Below are 16,947 nucleotides of genomic sequence, written 5' to 3'. Positions count from 1 at the left end.
GAGTCGGCCCCGGAGACGGACCGGCCCGGGGGCCCGGCCACGGCACTACGGCTGGGCCCTCGTCCAGAAGTGCTCCACGATCCGGTCGAGGAAGTCGCGCCCGGCGTCGCCCGCCTGCCGGGCGGCGCTGTTGCCGCCCCAGCTGAGCGAGGCGACCACCTGCCCCTGGTAGTCCTGGTGCAGCCGCCGGAGGGAACTCTCCAGCCGCCGCCGCTCCAGGGGCACGAGTTTGCCGACCGGGCGCACATACGCCTGCCAGCGGGTGCCGACCGCGCTGCGCAGCAGCTCGGCGAGTTCCTCCTCGCGGCCGGTGACGGCGACGAAGTCGGGCAAGGCCAGGTCGAGCACCTTCGCGAGCGCGGAGGACTGCCGCTCGGTGCCGCGCCAGCCGGCGCCGTCCTCCATCCGCTGGTAGCGCGCGAGTTCGAGCCCCACGGCGCGGGCCACCTCCTCCACCGGCAGCCCTCGTGCCACCCGGTGCTCGCGCAACGTGCGCGGCCGGCCGATCAGTTCGCCCGGCGAGCACCACAACACCCCCGCCAGCGCGGTGAGTTCGGGGCTGGAGGGGGAGGCGATCCCGCGCTCCCAGGCGGTGACGAGATCGGGGGTCACGTACGGCAGGCCGTAGGAGGCCCGCATCGTGTGGGCCACGTGTTCGGGGCCCATGCCGAGGGCGGCCCGGATCCGTCGGGCGGCGGGAGCGTTGAACGGCGGGGTGGACGCGTCGGGCTGGCTGGACGGACCGGACGGAAGGGACGGACGGGGCTGGCTCGGTGGGGCTGAGGGTCGGCGCACGGGCACAAGCTAGGGGGCCGGGGGGCCTGTGACTACGGTCCGTTCCACCAGGATCACGGCTTGTCGGAAAGTACGGTTCCGTAGGTTTCGCGGCGCTCCCACGCCGGAGGCGACCGCTCCCACGCCGTCACACCCCGAGCCGTCACGCCGTCACGGCCGCGGCGGGGCGCCCGGCCGTCGGAGGCGAGGCGTCGGGACCGGCCGCCACCCTCGGTGGCGCCCGGCCCGGCCGTCAGCGTGCGCCGCCGTCCCCGCGGATCCAGCGGTACACCAGTTCGGGCCGGCCCACCTGGCCGTACAGCGGTTTGCGGGCGGCCCGGCCCGCGTCCACCAGATGCTCCAGATAGCGGCGGGCCGTGATCCGGGAGATGCCCGCCGCCTCGGCCAGCCCGGCCGCCGTCAGGCCTTCCTCCGTCTCCCGCAGCGCGCCCGTCACCCGCTCCAGGGTCGGCGCGCTCAGGCCCTTGGGGAGCGCGGCGGGACCCGGCGCGCGCAGCGTCGCGAGCGCCCGGTCGACCTCCTCCTGGCCGCTGGCCTCCCCGGCCGCCGCGTGGAACTCGGCGTAGCGCACCAGACGGTCCCGCAGCGTCGCGAAGGTGAACGGTTTCAGCACGTACTGGACCACGCCCAGGGAGACGCCCTCGCGCACCATCGCGAGGTCCCGCGCGGAGGTCACCGCTATCACGTCCGCGTGGTGCCCGGCGGCCCGCAGCGACCGTGCCAGCTTCAGGCCGTGCACGTCCGGCAGGTGCAGGTCCAGGAGGATCAGGTCGACCGGGGTGCGCTCCAGCTCCCGCCGGGCCCGGGCGCCCGTGTGCGCCTTCCCGACGGCGACGAAGCCCGGCACCCGGTCCACGTACATCACGTGCGCGTCCGCCGCGACCGGGTCGTCCTCCACCACCAGGACCCGGATCGGCGCCCCGCCGGCCGGTCCGGCGCCGCTGCTCGAGCCGCCGCCGTTCGTCATGCCTCGCCTCCGCGCCCGGTCACCGTCACGGCCGCGTCCGGGAGCGGGACGGGCTCCGGCCCGTCCCCGAGGGGCAGCCGCGCCTCGAACACCGCGCCGCCCCCCTCGGCCGCCGTCACCGTCAGCGTCCCACGGTGGCGCTGCACCGCCTGCCGCGCCAGGGCCAGTCCCAGACCGCGCCCGCCGGACCCGGTCGGCTTGGTCGAGAAGCCGCGCTGGAAGACCAGGTCCGTGTGGGCCGGGTCCACCCCCGGCCCACTGTCCGCCACGCGCAGCACCAGCTCCGCCTCCCGCCCGCACGCGGCCACGGTCACCGTCACCCGGGGCCGCGGGCCGCCCTGGGCGGCGTCCACGGCGTTGTCGGCGAGGTTGCCGAGGATGGTCACCAGGTCCCGGGACGGCAGGGACTCGGGGAGCAGACCGTCGTCCAGGCCGCTGTCCTCGGACACCACCAGCTCCACGCCCCGCTCGTTGGCCTGCGCCGTCTTGCCGAGCAGCAGCGCGGCCAGCACCGGTTCGCTCACCGCCGAGACGACCTGGTCGGTCAGCGCCTGCGCCAGCTCCAGTTCCGCCGTCGCGAAGGCGACCGCCTCCTCGGCGCGCCCCAGCTCGATCAGCGACACCACGGTGTGCAGCCGGTTGGCCGCCTCGTGCGCCTGGGAGCGCAGCGCCTGTGTGAACCCGCGCTCGGAGTCCAGTTCGCCCATCAGCGACTGCAGTTCGGTCACGTCGCGCAGGGTGACCACGGTGCCCCGGCGCTCGCCCCCGGACACCGGCGAGGTGTTCACCACCAGCACCCGCGAGTCCGTCAGGTGGACCTCGTCCAGCCGGGGCTCGGAGGCCAGCAGCGCCCCGGTCAGCGGTGCGGGCAGCCCGAGGTCCGCCACCGACGTCCCCACCACCGCCGCCTCGGCGCCCACGCCGAGCAGTTCCCGCCCGCCGTCGTTGATCAGCGCCACCCGGTAGCCCGCGTCCAGCATCAGCAGGCCCTCGCGCACGGCGTGCAGCGCGGCCTCGTGGTAGTCGTGCATGCGGCTGAGCTGCTCGGCGTTCATCCCGTGGGTGTGCCGGCGCAGCCGGGCGTTGATGACGTACGTGGCGAGCGCGCCGAGCGCCAGGATGCCGACCGCCACCCCGAACAGCGCCGTGACCTGCTCCCGGATCCGCTCGCTGATGGCCTCCACCCGGATGCCGGCGCTGACCAGCCCGACGACCCGGCCGCCGTCGAAGACCGGGGTGACCGCGCGCACGGACGGGCCGAGGGTGCCGGTGTAGGTCTCCGTGAAGGTCTCGCCGCGCCGGGCGGGGGCGATGGTGCCGAGGAAGGGCTTCCCGATCTGCTCCGGGTGCGGATGGGTCCAGCGGATGCCGGCCGGGCTCATGATCGTGACGAAGTCGACCCCGGTGTCCCGCTGGACCCTGAGCGCGTAGGGCTGGAGGTCGGCCGTGGGGCGCGCGGTGCGGATCGCGGAGCGCACGGAGGGGGAGTCGGCGATCGAACGGGCCACCGCCGTGGCCTGCCGACGGGCCGCGCCCTCCGCCTGGCCGCGGTCGCTGACGTAGGTGAACAGTGCGTATCCGGCCACGACGAGGGCGAGCAGCACGGCCTGCATGGCGAAGAGCTGGCCCGCCAGGCTGCGAGGTCTCGGGAGGGCGGGTATACGCATGCCGCAAGTCTGCCTCCCCGCCATGGCGTGAACTAAATGAACGGAAGGGTGACCGCTCTCACAGGGCGGGAGATAGTCACGGCATCCCCGAAACTCCCGGTCGTGAGCCGCACGCCGGTGATGCCGACGACGACGTCAAGGAGGGCCCGTGACCAGCGCAGCCGATACGGCGCCTGCCGCACCCGCTGCGGGACCCGGCCCCGCAGCCAGGCGGGACCGCACCCATTACCTGTACATAGCGGTGATCGCCGCGGTGGTCCTCGGCGTGGTCGTCGGGTTCGCCTCGCCGGACTTCGCGGAGAAGCTCAAGCCGCTCGGCACGGGCTTCGTGAACCTGATCAAGATGATGATCTCCCCGATCATCTTCTGCACGATCGTGCTCGGCGTCGGTTCGGTGCGCAAGGCCGCCAAGGTCGGCAAGGTGGGCGGCCTCGCCCTCGGCTACTTCATCGCCATGTCGTTCGTCGCGCTGGCCATCGGCCTGGTGATCGGCAACCTGGTGCACCCGGGCAGCGGGATGCACCTGACCGAGGCCGTGAAGGGCGTCGGCCACGCCCAGGCGGACGCGGCGAAGGAGGGCCCGGTCGACTTCGTGCTGGGCATCATCCCGACCACGCTGGTGTCGGCCTTCACCGAGGGCCAGGTGCTCCAGACCCTGCTCGTCGCCCTGCTCGTCGGGTTCGCGCTGCAGGCCATGGGCCGCAGGGGCGAGCCGGTCCTGCGCGGGGTGGAGCACATCCAGCGGCTGGTCTTCCGCGTCCTCGCCATGATCATGTGGGCCGCCCCGATCGGCGCCTTCGGCGCCATGGCCGCGGTCGTCGGCGAGACCGGCGTCGACGCCCTGAAGGCGCTCGCCACGATCATGTTCGGCTTCTACGCCACCTGTCTGCTCTTCGTGATCGTGGTCCTCGGCGCGATGACCCGGCTCGTGGCCCGCGTCAACATCTTCCACCTGCTGAAGTACCTGGGCCGCGAGTTCCTGCTGATCCTGTCGACCTCGTCGTCCGAGTCCGCGCTGCCCCGCCTGATCGCCAAGATGGAGCACCTGGGCGTGAGCCGCCCGGTCGTCGGCATCACCGTGCCGACCGGCTACTCCTTCAACCTCGACGGCACCATGATCTACCTGACCATGGCCTCGCTCTTCATCGCCGACGCCATGGACCAGCCGCTCTCCATCGGCCAGCAGATCACCCTGCTGCTGTTCATGATGATCGCCTCCAAGGGCGCGGCGGGCGTCACCGGCGCGGGGCTCGCCACCCTCGCGGGCGCCCTGCAGTCCCACAAGCCCGCGCTCGTGGACGGCGTCGGCCTCATCGTCGGCATCGACCGCTTCATGAGCGAGGCCCGCGCCCTCACCAACTTCGCGGGCAACGCGGTCGCCACGCTGCTGATCGGCACCTGGACCGGAGAGGTCGACAAGGACCGGGTGCGGCGGGTGCTCGCCGGCGAGCTGCCCTTCGACGAGCGGATGCTGCTCGACGACGCCGAGGAAGACGTCGCCCGGACGCCGGAAGCACGTAAGGACGACGAGAAGCGGCTGGCCACGGCCTGATCGCTCCTCCTGACCGGTTCCCGCGTCCCGCGGGACCCCCGACTCCGGACGCCCGGCCTCGCCTGAACCCTGGCCGGGCGTCCGGTGACCACCGCCGTGAAGCCGCCGAGCGGCCGAGCCCGTCCCCCCGGGCCCGGCCGCTCGGCCTTTTCGTCGGACTTCCCCTCTTTCGTGGGATTCTGCCGCGTGCCGTCGGACCCGGCTTCCGTCCGGGTGCGGGCACTCGGGCCGGCCCGCGGCCCTCTGGAGGCGGATCGTGCGGCCTTCGTCCGGGCGCGGTGCGGTCAGCCGCTGAGCTTCGCCACCAGCGCGTCGGCCGGTGCGGCCGGCACCCCGGCCGCCGTCAGCACGGTCACGGCGGCCGAACGGCCCGCGTCGTGCGCCGCCAGCAGGCCGTCGTTCACGGCCTCCACCAGGGCGAACAGGATCTGCTCGTGGACGTGGGCCAGGGCCGGGGCGGGCAGCGGCGAGCTGAAGACGCCCTCGTCGAAGCCGCGCTGGAGCAGCTGTGCGCAGGCGCTGCGGACCGGGGCCAGGCGCTCGCGGATGCCCTGGGTGGTGACCGTGCGCCGGGCGAGCGCCACCAGCAGCCGGTAGCGGTCGGCGATGGGCCAGATCGCCAGCACCGAGCGCGCCACCGCCTCCGCCGGGTCCTCGACGCCCGCGCGCCCCGCCGCGTGCGCCTCCGCCAGCGCCTGCACCGCGTCGTCGACAAGGGTGCTGATCAGCGCCTCGCGGCTCGGGAAGTGGCCGTACACCGTGCGCCGTACGACGCCGGCGGCGCGGGCGATCTGGTCCATGGACGCGTCGGGGTCCCGCAGCAGCTCGGCGAGGGCGACGTCGAGGATGCGGCGCCGGTTGGTGTCGGCGCGAGTGCTGTTACCCGTGGTCATGGCTGACATTCTGCACCTCCCTGGATTTGCACAGCGCTGTGCAGCGACGTACATTGCACATGGTTGTGTAAATGCACACGCCTGTGCAATTACTGTCGCGCATCCGAGGAAGGCGACCCCTGCCCATGCGACTCGTCATGAACGAACCGGCCGAGAGGACGGACCGCCCCTACGCCCGGCGCTGGTGGGCGCTGCTCGTGCTCTGCCTGAGCCTGCTGATCATCGTGATGGCCAACACCGCCCTCACGGTCGCCGCGCCCGACATGACCCGCGACCTCGCTCTGTCCAGCGCGGACCTCCAGTGGGTCATCGACGGCTACACCGTCCCGTACGCCGCGCTGATGCTGCTGCTCGGCGCGATCGGCGACAAGTACAGCCGGCGCGGCGCGCTCGTCCTCGGACTGCTGGTGTTCGGCGGCGGAGCCGTCTTCGGCTACCTCGCCGACGGCGCCGCGACCGTCATCGCGGCCCGCGCCGTGATGGGCGTCGGCGCCGCGCTGATCATGCCGGCCACCCTCTCCCTGCTCGCCGCGACCTTCCCGCGCGCCGAACGCGCCAAGGCGATCACCCTGTGGACCGCCACCGCCGGGCTCGCCATCGCGGCCGGCCCGGTCGTCGCCGGCGCGCTGCTCAAGGACCACGGCTGGGCCTCGACGTTCCTGATCAACGTGCCCATCGCCGCGGTCGCCCTGGTCGCCGCCCTCGTCCTCGTCCCGCCGTCCAGGGCAGGCCACCACGACCGGATCGACTACGTCGGCGGACTGCTCTCCGTGCTCTGGATCGGCGCGCTGGTCTACATGATCATCGAGGGCCCGCACTTCGGCTGGGACGCCAAGGCGATCACCGCCGCGGCCGTCGCGGGCGCCGGCCTGCTCGCCTTCGTCCTGTGGGAGCTGCGCCACCCGCGCCCGATCCTCGACGTGCGCCGCTTCGGCGACCGCCGCTTCGCCGGCGCCAACCTCGCCGTCGCCCTGTTCTTCCTCGCCGTCTTCGGCGCCTTCTACTACCTGACCCAGCACCTCCAGTTCGTCCTCGGCTACGACGCCCTCGCCACCGGCGTGCGCATGCTGCCGCTGGCCGGCGCGGTCTTCGTCGGCTCCGCGCTGACCGGCTACCTCACCCCGCGCGTCGGCATGAAGTGGACCGTCAGCGCGGGCATGGTCGGCGGCACCGCCGCGCTCGCCCTGCTGACCCGGGTCGACGGCTCGTCCACGTACGGCGACTTCGTGGCCCCGCTGATCATCCTGGGCCTCGCGATCGGCCTCGCCCTGTCGCCCTGCACCGACGCGATCATGGGCTCCTTCCCGGAGTCCGAGCTGGGGGTCGGCGGCGCCGTCAACGACACCTCGCTGGAACTGGGCGGCTCGCTCGGCATCGCGATCCTCGGCTCGCTGCTGTCGACCTCGTACTCCGGCCGCCTGTCCGACGCCACCGCCGGCAGCCGGCTCCCGGCGAGCGCCCTGGCCACCGCACAGGACTCGGTCGGCGCCGGGTACGCCGTCGCCCAGGGCATCGGCGACAAGGCCCGGCAGCTCGCCGCGCAGGCCGCCCACGCGGGCGACCCCCAGCAGGCCGCCCGGCTCAAGGCGCAGGCCGCCCAGCTCTCCGGGGGCGCCCGGCAGATGAAGGACGCCGTCGGCTCCGCCTTCTCCGACGCGGTGGCCCACACCAGCCTCGCCGGCGCCGTCGTCCTCGGCGTGGGCACGCTCGCCGTGGCCCTGCTGCTGCCGCGCGGCGCCGCGCCCGAGGCGGAACCGGCGAAGGAGACGAAAGAGCTGGTGGACAGCGGGGTGAACTGAAATCCCCCGTCCGTCGTCTCTGACAGGGATGCACTACCGTGCCGTGCCGGGCAACCGGTGCGGCACGGTGGTGCCGGCACGTACGCACGACGGACAGATGGAGGCGACGGGGGATGGCGATCGACTGGGACCGGCGCACCTGCGCACGCAAGGGGCACGTGACCTACGCGCCGGACGACCCCCGGCTGCGGATCCGGCTGCACGCCGACACCGCGCTCGGCGAGGTGTGGCGCTGCCTGCGCTGCGGCGACTTCGTGCTCGGCGCCCCGCACGGCTCCGGACCGGCCGGCGACGCGCCGCTGGTGCCGCGCGGCAAGGTGCTGCGGGACCTGTTCGTCCTGCGCTTCCTCGCGATCGAGCGGGCGGTGCGCGGGGTGTTCATCGTGCTGGTCGCGGTGGCGGTCTGGAAGTTCAGCAACAGCCAGGACGCGGTGCGCCGGCTGTTCGACGAGTACCTGGACGTCTTCCGCCCGGTCTTCAAGCACTTCCACTACGACCTCGACCACTCGCCGGTCGTCGGCACCATCCAGAAGACGTTCGGCTACAAGCACTCCACGCTGCTGCTGGTGGCCGGACTGCTGCTGGCCTACGCGCTGATCGAGATCGTCGAGGCGGCGGGCCTGTGGTACGCCAAGCGCTGGGCGGAGTACCTGACGGTGGTCGCCACCGCCGCCTTCCTGCCGCTGGAGGTCTACGAACTCACCGAGCACATCAGCGCGCTGAAGATCTGCACCCTGGCCCTCAACGTCCTCGCCGTGCTCTACATCGCCGTCACCAAACGCCTCTTCGGTCTCCGCGGCGGCCGCCGCGCCTTCGACGAGGAACGCCGCAGCGCGTCCCTGCTGGAGGTGGAGGAGTCGGCGGGGGTGCTGGTCTGAGCCCGGTCGGACGAGGCGCCCCGCGGCCGGACGACGGCCACGGGGCGCCGCCGTGTTCCGGCACGCCCGGCCCTTGCCTTGACGTCGGCGTCAAGCCGTAGCGTCGTGCGTATGCGAATCGGCGAGCTGGCCGCGCGGGCCGGGACGACGACCCGGGCGCTGCGGTACTACGAGTCACGGGGGCTGTTGCCCGCGCGGCGGGACGAGCACGGACACCGCACGTACGACGAGGGGGACCTCAGGCTGCTGCGGCAGATCAGGACGCTCCAGGACTTCGGGTTCGACCTGGAGGAGACCCGGCCGTTCGTGGAGTGCCTGCGCGCCGGGCACCCGGAGGGCGACTCCTGCCCCGCGTCGCTCGTGGTGTACCGGCGCAAGCTGGACGAGCTGGACGCGCTGATCGGCGAGCTGGTGGCCGTGCGGGCGAAGGTCGGCGAGCAGCTGGCGCGGGCCGAGAGGGCGCGGGACGAGCTGGGCGCCGAGGCGCTGGTTCCGGGGGGTCCGGAACCCGTGTGCGAGCTGGGAGGGCGACGGCGATGAGCCACGCTCAGGGTGTGACCGAGGTGACCGACGCGGACTTCGCGGGGGAGGTGCTGGACGCGGACCTGCCGGTGCTGGTGGAGTTCACCGCCGACTGGTGCCCGCCGTGCCGGCAGATGGGGCCGGTGCTCGGGGCGCTGGCCGCGGAGGAGGGCGACCGGCTGAAGGTGGTCCAGCTGAACGTGGACCGCAACCCGGACACCACGAACGCGTACAAGGTGCTGTCCATGCCGACGTTCATGGTCTTCAGGGACGGCGAGCCCGTGCGGTCCATGGTCGGGGCACGGCCCAAGCGGCGGCTCCTGGAGGAGCTGGCGGACGTGCTGTGAGGCTCCGCCCGTAAGGGCTGTCCCGCCATCCCTGGCGGATCACGGAAAGAGAAATCCCCCGGGCAATTGCGCCCAGGGGATTTCTCTGCGTATATTGGGTGATTCGCGACTTCGTTTAGCAAACGGTCGCGGAGTAGTTCACTGAGCAGAGTATATCCGGGCGGGAGCGGAATTGTCAAACACCGAATTGACCGACGGTGAATTGCGACAGGAGCAGGAATTCGTCGACGGGCTGTACGCGCGCGTGGACGCCCTGCGCGGCGATGCCGAGTCCTCCGTCGCCGACGCGCTCGCGCAGGGCGACAAGCCCATGCAGGCCAGGCTGGAGCGGGACATCCTCGTCGCCGAGCGCTCCGGGCTGCTCGCCGCGCTGAACGCCGTGGACGGCTCGCTCTGCTTCGGCCGGATCGACCTGTCCGACGGCACGAGCCACCACATCGGCCGCATCGGCCTGCGCGCCGACGACGCCGAGCACACCCCTGTCCTGATCGACTGGCGGGCGGACGTGGCCCGCCCCTTCTACCTGGCCACCGGCCACACCCCGATGGGTCTGCGCCGCCGTCGGCACATCTCCTCCGAGGGCCGCCGGGTCACCGCCCTGCACGACGAGATCCTCGACCTCGGCGACGCCACCCGCACCGGCCACGAGGACCCGACCGGCGACGCGGTGCTGCTGGCCGCGCTGAACTCGGCCCGCACCGGCCGCATGGGCGACATCGTCCGCACCATCCAGGCCGACCAGGACCGCATCATCCGCGCCCCGCACCGCGGGGTGCTGGTGGTGGAGGGCGGCCCAGGCACCGGCAAGACCGCCGTCGCCCTGCACCGCGCCGCCTTCCTGCTCTACGAGCACCGCGAGCTGCTGGCCCGGCGGGCCGTCCTCATCGTCGGTCCCAACCCGGCCTTCCTCGGCTACATCGGCGAGGTGCTGCCCTCCCTCGGCGAGACCGGCGTGCTGCTGGCCACCGTCGGCGAGCTGTTCCCCGGCGTGAAGGCGACCGCCGCCGACACCCCCGAGGCCGCCGCCGTCAAGGGCCGCGCCGACATGGCCGACGTGCTCGCCGCCGTCGTACGGGACCGGCAGGCGCTGCCCGACCCGGTCATCGCCATCGAGCACGACCGCGAGGTCCTGATGCTCGACGACGGCCTGGTGAACATGGCCCGCGAGCGCACCCGCGCCGCGAAGCTGCCGCACAACGCGGCCCGCGAGCACTTCGAGGGCCACATCCTCAACACGCTCACCGACATGGTCGCCGAGCGCATCGGCACCGATCCCTACGACGGCTCCAACCTCCTCGACCCGAGCGACATCACCCAGATCCGCGACGAACTGGCCGAGAACCCCGAGGTGTGGACGGCCATCGACCGGCTGTGGCCGCGCATCACCCCCCAGCGCCTGGTCGCGGACCTCCTCGCCGAGCCCGAGGGCTACGTGTCCGACGAGGAGGCCGCCGCGATCCGCCGCCCGGTCACCCGCGCCTGGACCGTCGCCGACGTACCCCTGCTGGACGAGGCCGCCGAACTGCTCGGCGAGGACGACCGGCTCGTGCGCGCCCGCGCCGAACGCGAGCGCGAGACGCAGATCGCCTACGCGCAGGGCGTCCTCGACGTGTCCTACGCCTCCCGGACCTACGAGTTCGACGACAAGGAGGACGAGGACTCCGAGATCCTGTCGGCGCACGACATCATCGACGCCGAACGGTTCGCCGAACGGCAGGAGGAGGACGACCACCGCAGCGCCGCCGAGCGCGCGGCGGCCGACCGCACCTGGGCGTTCGGGCACATCATCGTCGACGAGGCGCAGGAGCTGTCGCCGATGGCGTGGCGGCTGCTGATGCGGCGCAGCCCGACCCGCTCGATGACGCTGGTCGGCGACCCGGCGCAGACCGCCGAGGCGGCCGGCGTCGGCTCCTGGGCCGGCATCCTCGACCCCTACGTCGAGGACCGCTGGGAGCACACCCGCCTGGGCGTCAACTACCGCACCCCGGCCGAGATCATGGACGTCGCGGCGGCCGTGGTCCGCGCGGAGGACCCGGGCTTCGTGCCGCCGAGTTCGGTCCGCTCCACGGGCGTACGGCCCTGGGCCCGCGCCACCGACGACCTGCCCGGCGCGGTGGAGAAGGCCGTCGCCGAACTCACCCCGAAGGACGGGCGGCTCGCGGTGATCGCCCCCCGCGACCTGCACCGGAGGCTGGCCGCCCGCCTGGACGGCGTCACGGCCGGCGCCGAGCCCGACCTGACCCGGCAGGTCGTCCTGCTGGACCCGCGCCAGGCCAAGGGCCTGGAGTTCGACTCCGTCCTGGTGGTCGAGCCCGCCCGCTACCCACGAGCGACCTGTACGTCGCCCTGACCCGGGCGACGCAGCGGCTGGGCGTGGTGCATGCGGGGGCGCTGCCCCCGGCGCTGGCTTCCGCGTTCGCCGAGTAGGGGCGGCCGAGGTCCGGGGGCGGCAGCCCCCGGACCCCCGCTTCGGCCTCACGGCCTCTGCCTCAGGTGCCGGACGGGTTCCTCCAGCCCCCGGAGCGGACCGGGGAGACGGAGAAAGCCCTCCGCCGGACGGGCTCGGCCATGCCCTGCCATGCCCCCCGGTTCCCTCCCGGGAGCCGGAGGAACCCTCACGCCGGCCGGAGCCACACCGTCGCCAGGGGCGGCAGGGGCAGGCGGATGCTGGCCGGGCGGCCGTGCCAGGGCTGCGGGTCCGGCTTGATCGGGTCCGGGCGGACCACGTCGCTGCCGCCGTAGCGGGCCGCGTCGGTGTTCACCACCTCCCGCCAGGCGGGCACGTCGTCGGGGACGCCGAGGCGGTAGTCGGCGCGCACCACCGGGGCGAAGTTCGACACCACCAGCAGCGGGGCGCCGTCGGCGTCGTGGCGCAGGAAGGCGAACACGTTGTCGTCCGCCGCGTCGCCGACGATCCACTGGAAGCCGTCCGGGTGGATGTCGCGCGACCATAGGGCGGGGGTGTCGCGGTAGACGGAGTTGAGGTCGCGGACCAGGTCCAGCACGCCCCGGTGATCGGCCGCCGCGCCGTAGGCCGGGTCCAGCAGCCACCAGTCCGGGCCGCGTTCCTCGGACCACTCGGCGCCCTGCGCGAACTCCTGGCCCATGAAGAGCAGTTGCTTGCCCGGGTGCGACCACATCCAGCCCAGGTAGGCGCGCAGGTTGGCGCGCTGCTGCCACCAGTCGCCCGGCATCTTCGACACCAGCGAGCCCTTGCCGTGCACCACCTCGTCGTGGGAGATCGGCAGCACGTAGTTCTCGCTGTAGGCGTACACCATCGAGAACGTCATCTCGCCGTGGTGGAACTTGCGGTGGATCGGGTCGTGGCTCATGTACTGCAGCGAGTCGTGCATCCAGCCCATGTTCCACTTCAGCCCGAAGCCGAGCCCGCCGAAGCCGCTCGGGCCGCGGTGGTGGGTGGCGCGGGTGACCCCGTCCCAGGCCGTCGACTCCTCCGCGATCGTCACCACGCCCGGCACCCTGCGGTACACGGTGGCGTTCATCTCCTGGAGGAACGCCACCGCGTCCAGGTTCTCCCGGCCGCCGTGCTCGTTGGGCCGCCACTGGCCGGGCTCGCGGGAGTAGTCCAGGTAGAGCATCGAGGCGACCGCGTCCACGCGCAGGCCGTCGATGTGGAACTCCTCGCACCAGTAGAGGGCGTTGGCGACGAGGAAGTTGCGCACCTCGCGGCGGCCGAAGTCGAACTCCAGCGTGCCCCAGTCGGGGTGCGCGGCCCGCAGCGGGTCCGAGTGCTCGTACAGCGGGCGCCCGTCGAACTCGGCCAACGCCCATGCGTCACGCGGGAAGTGGGCCGGCACCCAGTCCATGATGACGCCGATGCCGGCCTGGTGCAGCGCGTCCACCAGGTACTTGAAGTCGTCCGGGGTGCCCAGCCGGGCGGTCGGCGCGTAGAAGCCGGTGACCTGGTAGCCCCAGGAGCCGCCGAAGGGGTGCTCGGCGACCGGCATCAGCTCCACGTGCGTGAAGCCCAGGTCCGCCACGTAGGCGGGCAGTTGGGTGGCCAGCTCGCGGTAGGTCAGACCGGGGCGCCAGGAGGGCAGGTGCACCTCGTACACCGAGAACGGCGCCTCGTGCGCGGGCCGGTCGGCGCGGCGGGCGATCCACTCCTCGTCCTGCCACTCGTGGTGCGAGGCGGTGACGACCGACGACGTGGCCGGCGGAACCTCGGTGCGGCGGGCCATCGGGTCGGCGCGCAGCGTCTTCGAGCCGTCCGGCCGGGTGATCTCGAACTTGTACAGCTCGCCCTCGCCGATCCCGGGCACGAACAGCTCCCACACGCCCGTCGCGCCCAGCGAGCGCATCGGGTACGCGGTGCCGTCCCAGAAGTTGAACGTCCCGGCCACCCGCACGCCCCGCGCGTTGGGCGCCCACACCGCGAACCGGGTGCCCTCGACGCCCTGGTGGGTCGTCGGGTGCGCGCCGAGCGCCTGCCACAGCTGCTCGTGCCGTCCCTCGCCGATCAGGTACAGGTCCAGCTCGCCGAGCGTGGGCAGGAAGCGGTACGCGTCCTCGGTGACCTGCACCGCCCCCGCGTACGCCACCTCCAGCCGGTACTCCGGTACGTCGCCGACCGGCAGCAGCCCCGAGAAGAAGCCGTCGCCGTCGTGGCGCAGCTCGACCTGGAGGCCGCCGGCGACGACGGCGACGCCCAGCGCGTACGGCCTGAACGCCCGTACGGCCACCCCGCCGGGCACGGGATGCGCGCCGAGCACCGAGTGCGGATCGTGGTGCGTGCCGCTGAGCAGCCGCTCCCGGTCCAGGGTGTCGACGGCGGGGGAGACGGCCGGGGCCACTTCGGGGGGGACGAGGGAGGCGGGCAGGGCCGCCGCCCCGGCGACCTCGGGGAGCGCACCGGCGGCCGGGGCCGTGGACGCGGCCCTTCCGGCGGACGCCTGCTCGGCCGGCGCCTTGCCGGCGGGCGTCTTCCTGGCGGCGGTCTTCTTCGCCGCGGTCTTCTTCGCGGCCGCCTTCTTCACGGCGGTCGCGGTGTCGGGGGCGGACTTCTCGGCGGCGGCCTTCCTGGCGACGGTCTTCGCCGCCACGGCCTTCTCCGCGACCGCCTTCTCCGCGGCCGTCTTCCTGGCGGGTGTCCTCTTCGCGGCCGCCGTGTCCGGGTCGGCCTTCTGCGCGGCGGCCTTCTTGGTGACGGTCTTCGCGGCGACCGCCTTCCCGGCCGGCGTCTTCGCCGCGACCGCCTGACCGGCCGGTGCCTTGCGGGCGGCGGCCCTCCTCGGGGCGGTCCCGGGCGCGGCCGCCGGGTCCGTGAGCGCCTTCCGAGCGGCGGCATTCTTCGCGGCGGCCTTCTTCGCCGTCTTCCCGACCGCCGCCGGGGCGGGCGTCCCCGCGGTCGTCCTCTGCGCGGCGGGCGCCCTCGTGGCCGCCGTCGCCTTCTGCGTGGCGGCCTTCTTCGTCACCGCCTTCTTCGCCGCCGTCTTCTCGGCCGCGGCCTTCTTGGCCGCCGTCTTCTCGGCGGGCGCCTTCGGGGGCGCCTTCTTCGCGGTGGCCTTCTTCGTGACCGCCGGCTGGTCGACGCCGGCGGCCTCGGCCGTCCGCTTCGGATCCGAACCGCTGGACGGGGGGCGGGCAGTCACGGGCGGAGCCTCCTCGGCGCAGGACAGGACAGGTCGGATGCGGTGGTGCGGTGGATCAGACGGCGTCGGCCCCGGCCTCCGCCTCGGTGTCGGTGGCCAGGCGGCGCACCGCGGAGAGCGGCACCGGCAGCCAGTCGGGCCGGTGCCGGGCCTCGTAGACGACCTCGTAGATCGCCTTGTCCGTCTCGTAGGCCCGCAGCAGCACCGGGTCGGTGCGCGGGTCGCGCCCGCCGGCCTCGGCGTACCCGGCGCAGTAGGCGGCCCGGCAGGCCGCCGCCCAGCCCGGTGGGGGCGGGCCGCCGGCCGAGTGCGCCGCGTAGTCGAAGGAGCGCAGCATCCCGGCGACGTCCCGGGCCACGGGCTGGGCCATCCGCCGCTCGGCCAGCGGCTTCGCCGGCTCGCCCTCGAAGTCGATCAGCGACCACTGGCCGGAGGCGGCGCGCAGGCACTGCCCGAGGTGGAGGTCGCCGTGGACGCGCTGGGCGGTCCAGGTGTGGCCCTCGGCGGCGAGGTCGGCCAGCGCGTCGAAGGCGGACTGCAGCCCCGGTGCGTAGGGCCGCAGCGCCGGCACCGCCTGGGCGGCCGACTGGAGCCGCTCGGTCATGCCGTCGACCAGCGACTGGAGCTGGAGGTGGCCCAGGGTGACCGTGGGCAGCGCCCGCGCCAGCGCGGTGTGCACCTCGGCCGTGGCGCGGCCCAGCGCCCGCGCCTCGGCGCTGAAGTCCTCGCCCTTGGCCAGCTCGCGCAGCGCCAGCTCCCAGCCGTCGGTGGCGCCCTGCACGAACGGCTGCAGCACTCCGAGGACGTACGACTCCCCGGCCACCTCGGCGCTCATCCAGGCGGTCGGCGGCGGCACCCGCGAGCAGCCCTCGCGGGCGAGGGCCAGCGGCAGTTCCAGGTCGGGGTTGATGCCGGGCAGGACCCGGCGGAGCAGTTTGAGGATGAACGTGTCGCCGTATATCACCGACGAGTTGGACTGCTCGGCGGTCGCCATCCGGGGCACGAGATCGGGGCGTATCTCGTCGCGCCGCTCGAAACGCAGCCCGCCGATCCGGGCCCGGGTGCGCAGCGCCTCCAGGATCACCTCGGCGGGCCTTGGGTCGTACAGGGCCTCGTACACCGTGCGTCCGGCGAACGGGCCCTCGTGGACATGGCCGATCAGCGCGGGCGCCAGCCTCGGCGGCAGCGCCTCGCGCACGCCTATGAGCAGCTGGTAGCAGTCGCCGGGGTGCGGGACGGCGCCGGCCTGTCCGGGCGGCAGCGGCTGGTGGGCGCGCACCAGCAGGTGGTACAGGCCCAGCTTCGCGTCGGACGGCAGCAGCTCGGTGGCCGCGACCAGCGAGAACCCGGTGACGGGCCGCCCCTTGCCCGAGAACCAGCGCTGCCGGGGCAGCCACTCCCGCAGCAGCGGGTCCAGCGAGGTCAGCAGACCGGGGCTGCCGGTGGTGGCGGAGCGGGTGACGGCTTGCGACATGGCTTCCGACATGGCGTCGCGTCCAATCGCTGGTCGGGTGTGACTCACGCGTGCCCACAGGTGGGGCGGCGGAAACCGCCCCACCCGGGGCCTGGGGCCTTCCGTCCGGATCGCGTCGGGCCCGCTCCGGACGGTCGGCGTTCTAGACGGCGGCGTCCTTGCGGAGCCGGAACCAGTAGAAGCCGTGTCCCGCCAGGGTCAGCAGGTACGGCAGCTCGCCGATGGCGGGGAAGCGCACCCCGCCGAACAGCTCCACCGGGTTTCTGCCGTGGAAGGCGCTCAGGTCCAGTTCGGTGGGCTGGGCGAAGCGGGAGAAGTTGTGCACGCACAGCACGAGGTCGTCCTCGTACTCCCGCAGGAAGGCGAGCACGGCGGGATTGGAGGAGGGGAGTTCGGTGTAGGAGCCGAGTCCGAAGGCGGGGTTCTGCTTGCGGATCTCGA

General features: G+C 73.5%; 12 protein-coding genes and 1 pseudogene. 6 read left to right on the top strand and 7 right to left on the bottom strand.

The genetic code is table 11. The features are described from left to right. Positions 1 to 45 precede the first annotated feature (45 nt). The 3 genes from ACH5A8_RS32305 to ACH5A8_RS32295 all read right to left on the bottom strand — a co-directional run bounded on the left by ACH5A8_RS32305 (position 46) and on the right by ACH5A8_RS32295 (position 3,429). Positions 46 to 795 (bottom strand): helix-turn-helix transcriptional regulator, encoded by a 750-nt coding sequence (locus ACH5A8_RS32305; protein ID WP_399007557.1) that lies wholly within the window; start codon positions 793 to 795, stop codon positions 46 to 48. A gap of 232 nt (positions 796 to 1,027) precedes the next feature. Continuing rightward, on the bottom strand, positions 1,028 to 1,762 hold the full coding sequence (locus ACH5A8_RS32300) for a response regulator (protein WP_399007556.1): 735 nt from the start codon (positions 1,760 to 1,762) through the stop codon (positions 1,028 to 1,030). Then, positions 1,759 to 3,429, bottom strand: a complete 1,671-nt coding sequence (locus tag ACH5A8_RS32295) for an ATP-binding protein (protein WP_399007555.1) — start codon at positions 3,427 to 3,429, stop codon at positions 1,759 to 1,761. Before ACH5A8_RS32295 ends, ACH5A8_RS32300 begins: the two co-directional genes overlap by 4 nt. Positions 3,430 to 3,577: 148 nt before the next feature. Between ACH5A8_RS32295 and ACH5A8_RS32290 the strand changes: the two genes are divergently transcribed. Next, positions 3,578 to 4,981, top strand: coding sequence for a cation:dicarboxylate symporter family transporter (locus ACH5A8_RS32290; RefSeq protein ID WP_399007554.1), 1,404 nt, complete (start codon positions 3,578 to 3,580; stop codon positions 4,979 to 4,981). Positions 4,982 to 5,265: 284 nt separating this feature from the next. On the opposite strand, the gene ACH5A8_RS32285 is transcribed toward ACH5A8_RS32290, so the two are convergent. After that, on the bottom strand, positions 5,266 to 5,883 hold the full coding sequence (locus tag ACH5A8_RS32285; protein ID WP_399007553.1) for a TetR/AcrR family transcriptional regulator: 618 nt from the start codon (positions 5,881 to 5,883) through the stop codon (positions 5,266 to 5,268). A gap of 116 nt (positions 5,884 to 5,999) precedes the next feature. On the opposite strand from ACH5A8_RS32285, the gene ACH5A8_RS32280 reads away from it, so the two are divergent. The 5 genes and pseudogenes from ACH5A8_RS32280 (at position 6,000) to ACH5A8_RS32260 (ending at position 11,847) form a co-directional block, all read left to right on the top strand. After that, positions 6,000 to 7,673 (top strand): DHA2 family efflux MFS transporter permease subunit, encoded by a 1,674-nt coding sequence (locus tag ACH5A8_RS32280; protein WP_399007552.1) that lies wholly within the window; start codon positions 6,000 to 6,002, stop codon positions 7,671 to 7,673. Positions 7,674 to 7,786: 113 nt separating this feature from the next. Then, positions 7,787 to 8,551: a DUF2127 domain-containing protein gene (locus ACH5A8_RS32275; protein ID WP_399007551.1), complete on the top strand. Its 765-nt coding sequence runs from the start codon at positions 7,787 to 7,789 to the stop codon at positions 8,549 to 8,551. Between the two features lie 111 nt (positions 8,552 to 8,662). Then, complete coding sequence (locus tag ACH5A8_RS32270) at positions 8,663 to 9,091, top strand: MerR family transcriptional regulator (RefSeq protein WP_399007550.1); 429 nt, start codon at positions 8,663 to 8,665, stop codon at positions 9,089 to 9,091. Then, positions 9,088 to 9,420, top strand: a complete 333-nt coding sequence (locus tag ACH5A8_RS32265) for a thioredoxin family protein (protein WP_399007549.1) — start codon at positions 9,088 to 9,090, stop codon at positions 9,418 to 9,420. The genes ACH5A8_RS32270 and ACH5A8_RS32265 overlap by 4 nt, the downstream gene beginning before the upstream one ends. Before the next feature lie 154 nt (positions 9,421 to 9,574). Further along, a pseudogene (locus ACH5A8_RS32260) lies at positions 9,575 to 11,847 on the top strand (HelD family protein). A 188-nt stretch (positions 11,848 to 12,035) separates the two neighbouring features. On the opposite strand, the gene glgB reads toward ACH5A8_RS32260, so the two are convergent. The 3 genes from glgB to ACH5A8_RS32245 form a co-directional block, all read right to left on the bottom strand. Then, positions 12,036 to 15,032: a 1,4-alpha-glucan branching enzyme gene (gene glgB / locus ACH5A8_RS32255; protein WP_399007548.1), complete on the bottom strand. Its 2,997-nt coding sequence runs from the start codon at positions 15,030 to 15,032 to the stop codon at positions 12,036 to 12,038. A gap of 55 nt (positions 15,033 to 15,087) precedes the next feature. Beyond that, positions 15,088 to 16,506, bottom strand: coding sequence for a maltokinase (locus ACH5A8_RS32250; protein ID WP_399007630.1), 1,419 nt, complete (start codon positions 16,504 to 16,506; stop codon positions 15,088 to 15,090). A 142-nt stretch (positions 16,507 to 16,648) separates the two neighbouring features. Further along, the coding region (locus ACH5A8_RS32245; RefSeq protein ID WP_399007547.1) for an alpha-glucosidase C-terminal domain-containing protein at positions 16,649 to 16,947 on the bottom strand (299 nt) is incomplete at its 5' end.

The organism is Streptomyces sp. NPDC018610, from assembly GCF_044391765.1.
GTDB lineage: Bacteria > Actinomycetota > Actinomycetes > Streptomycetales > Streptomycetaceae > Streptomyces.
Note: the sequence above shows the minus strand (reverse complement) of the source record. Positions and strands in the feature narration are given on the sequence as shown.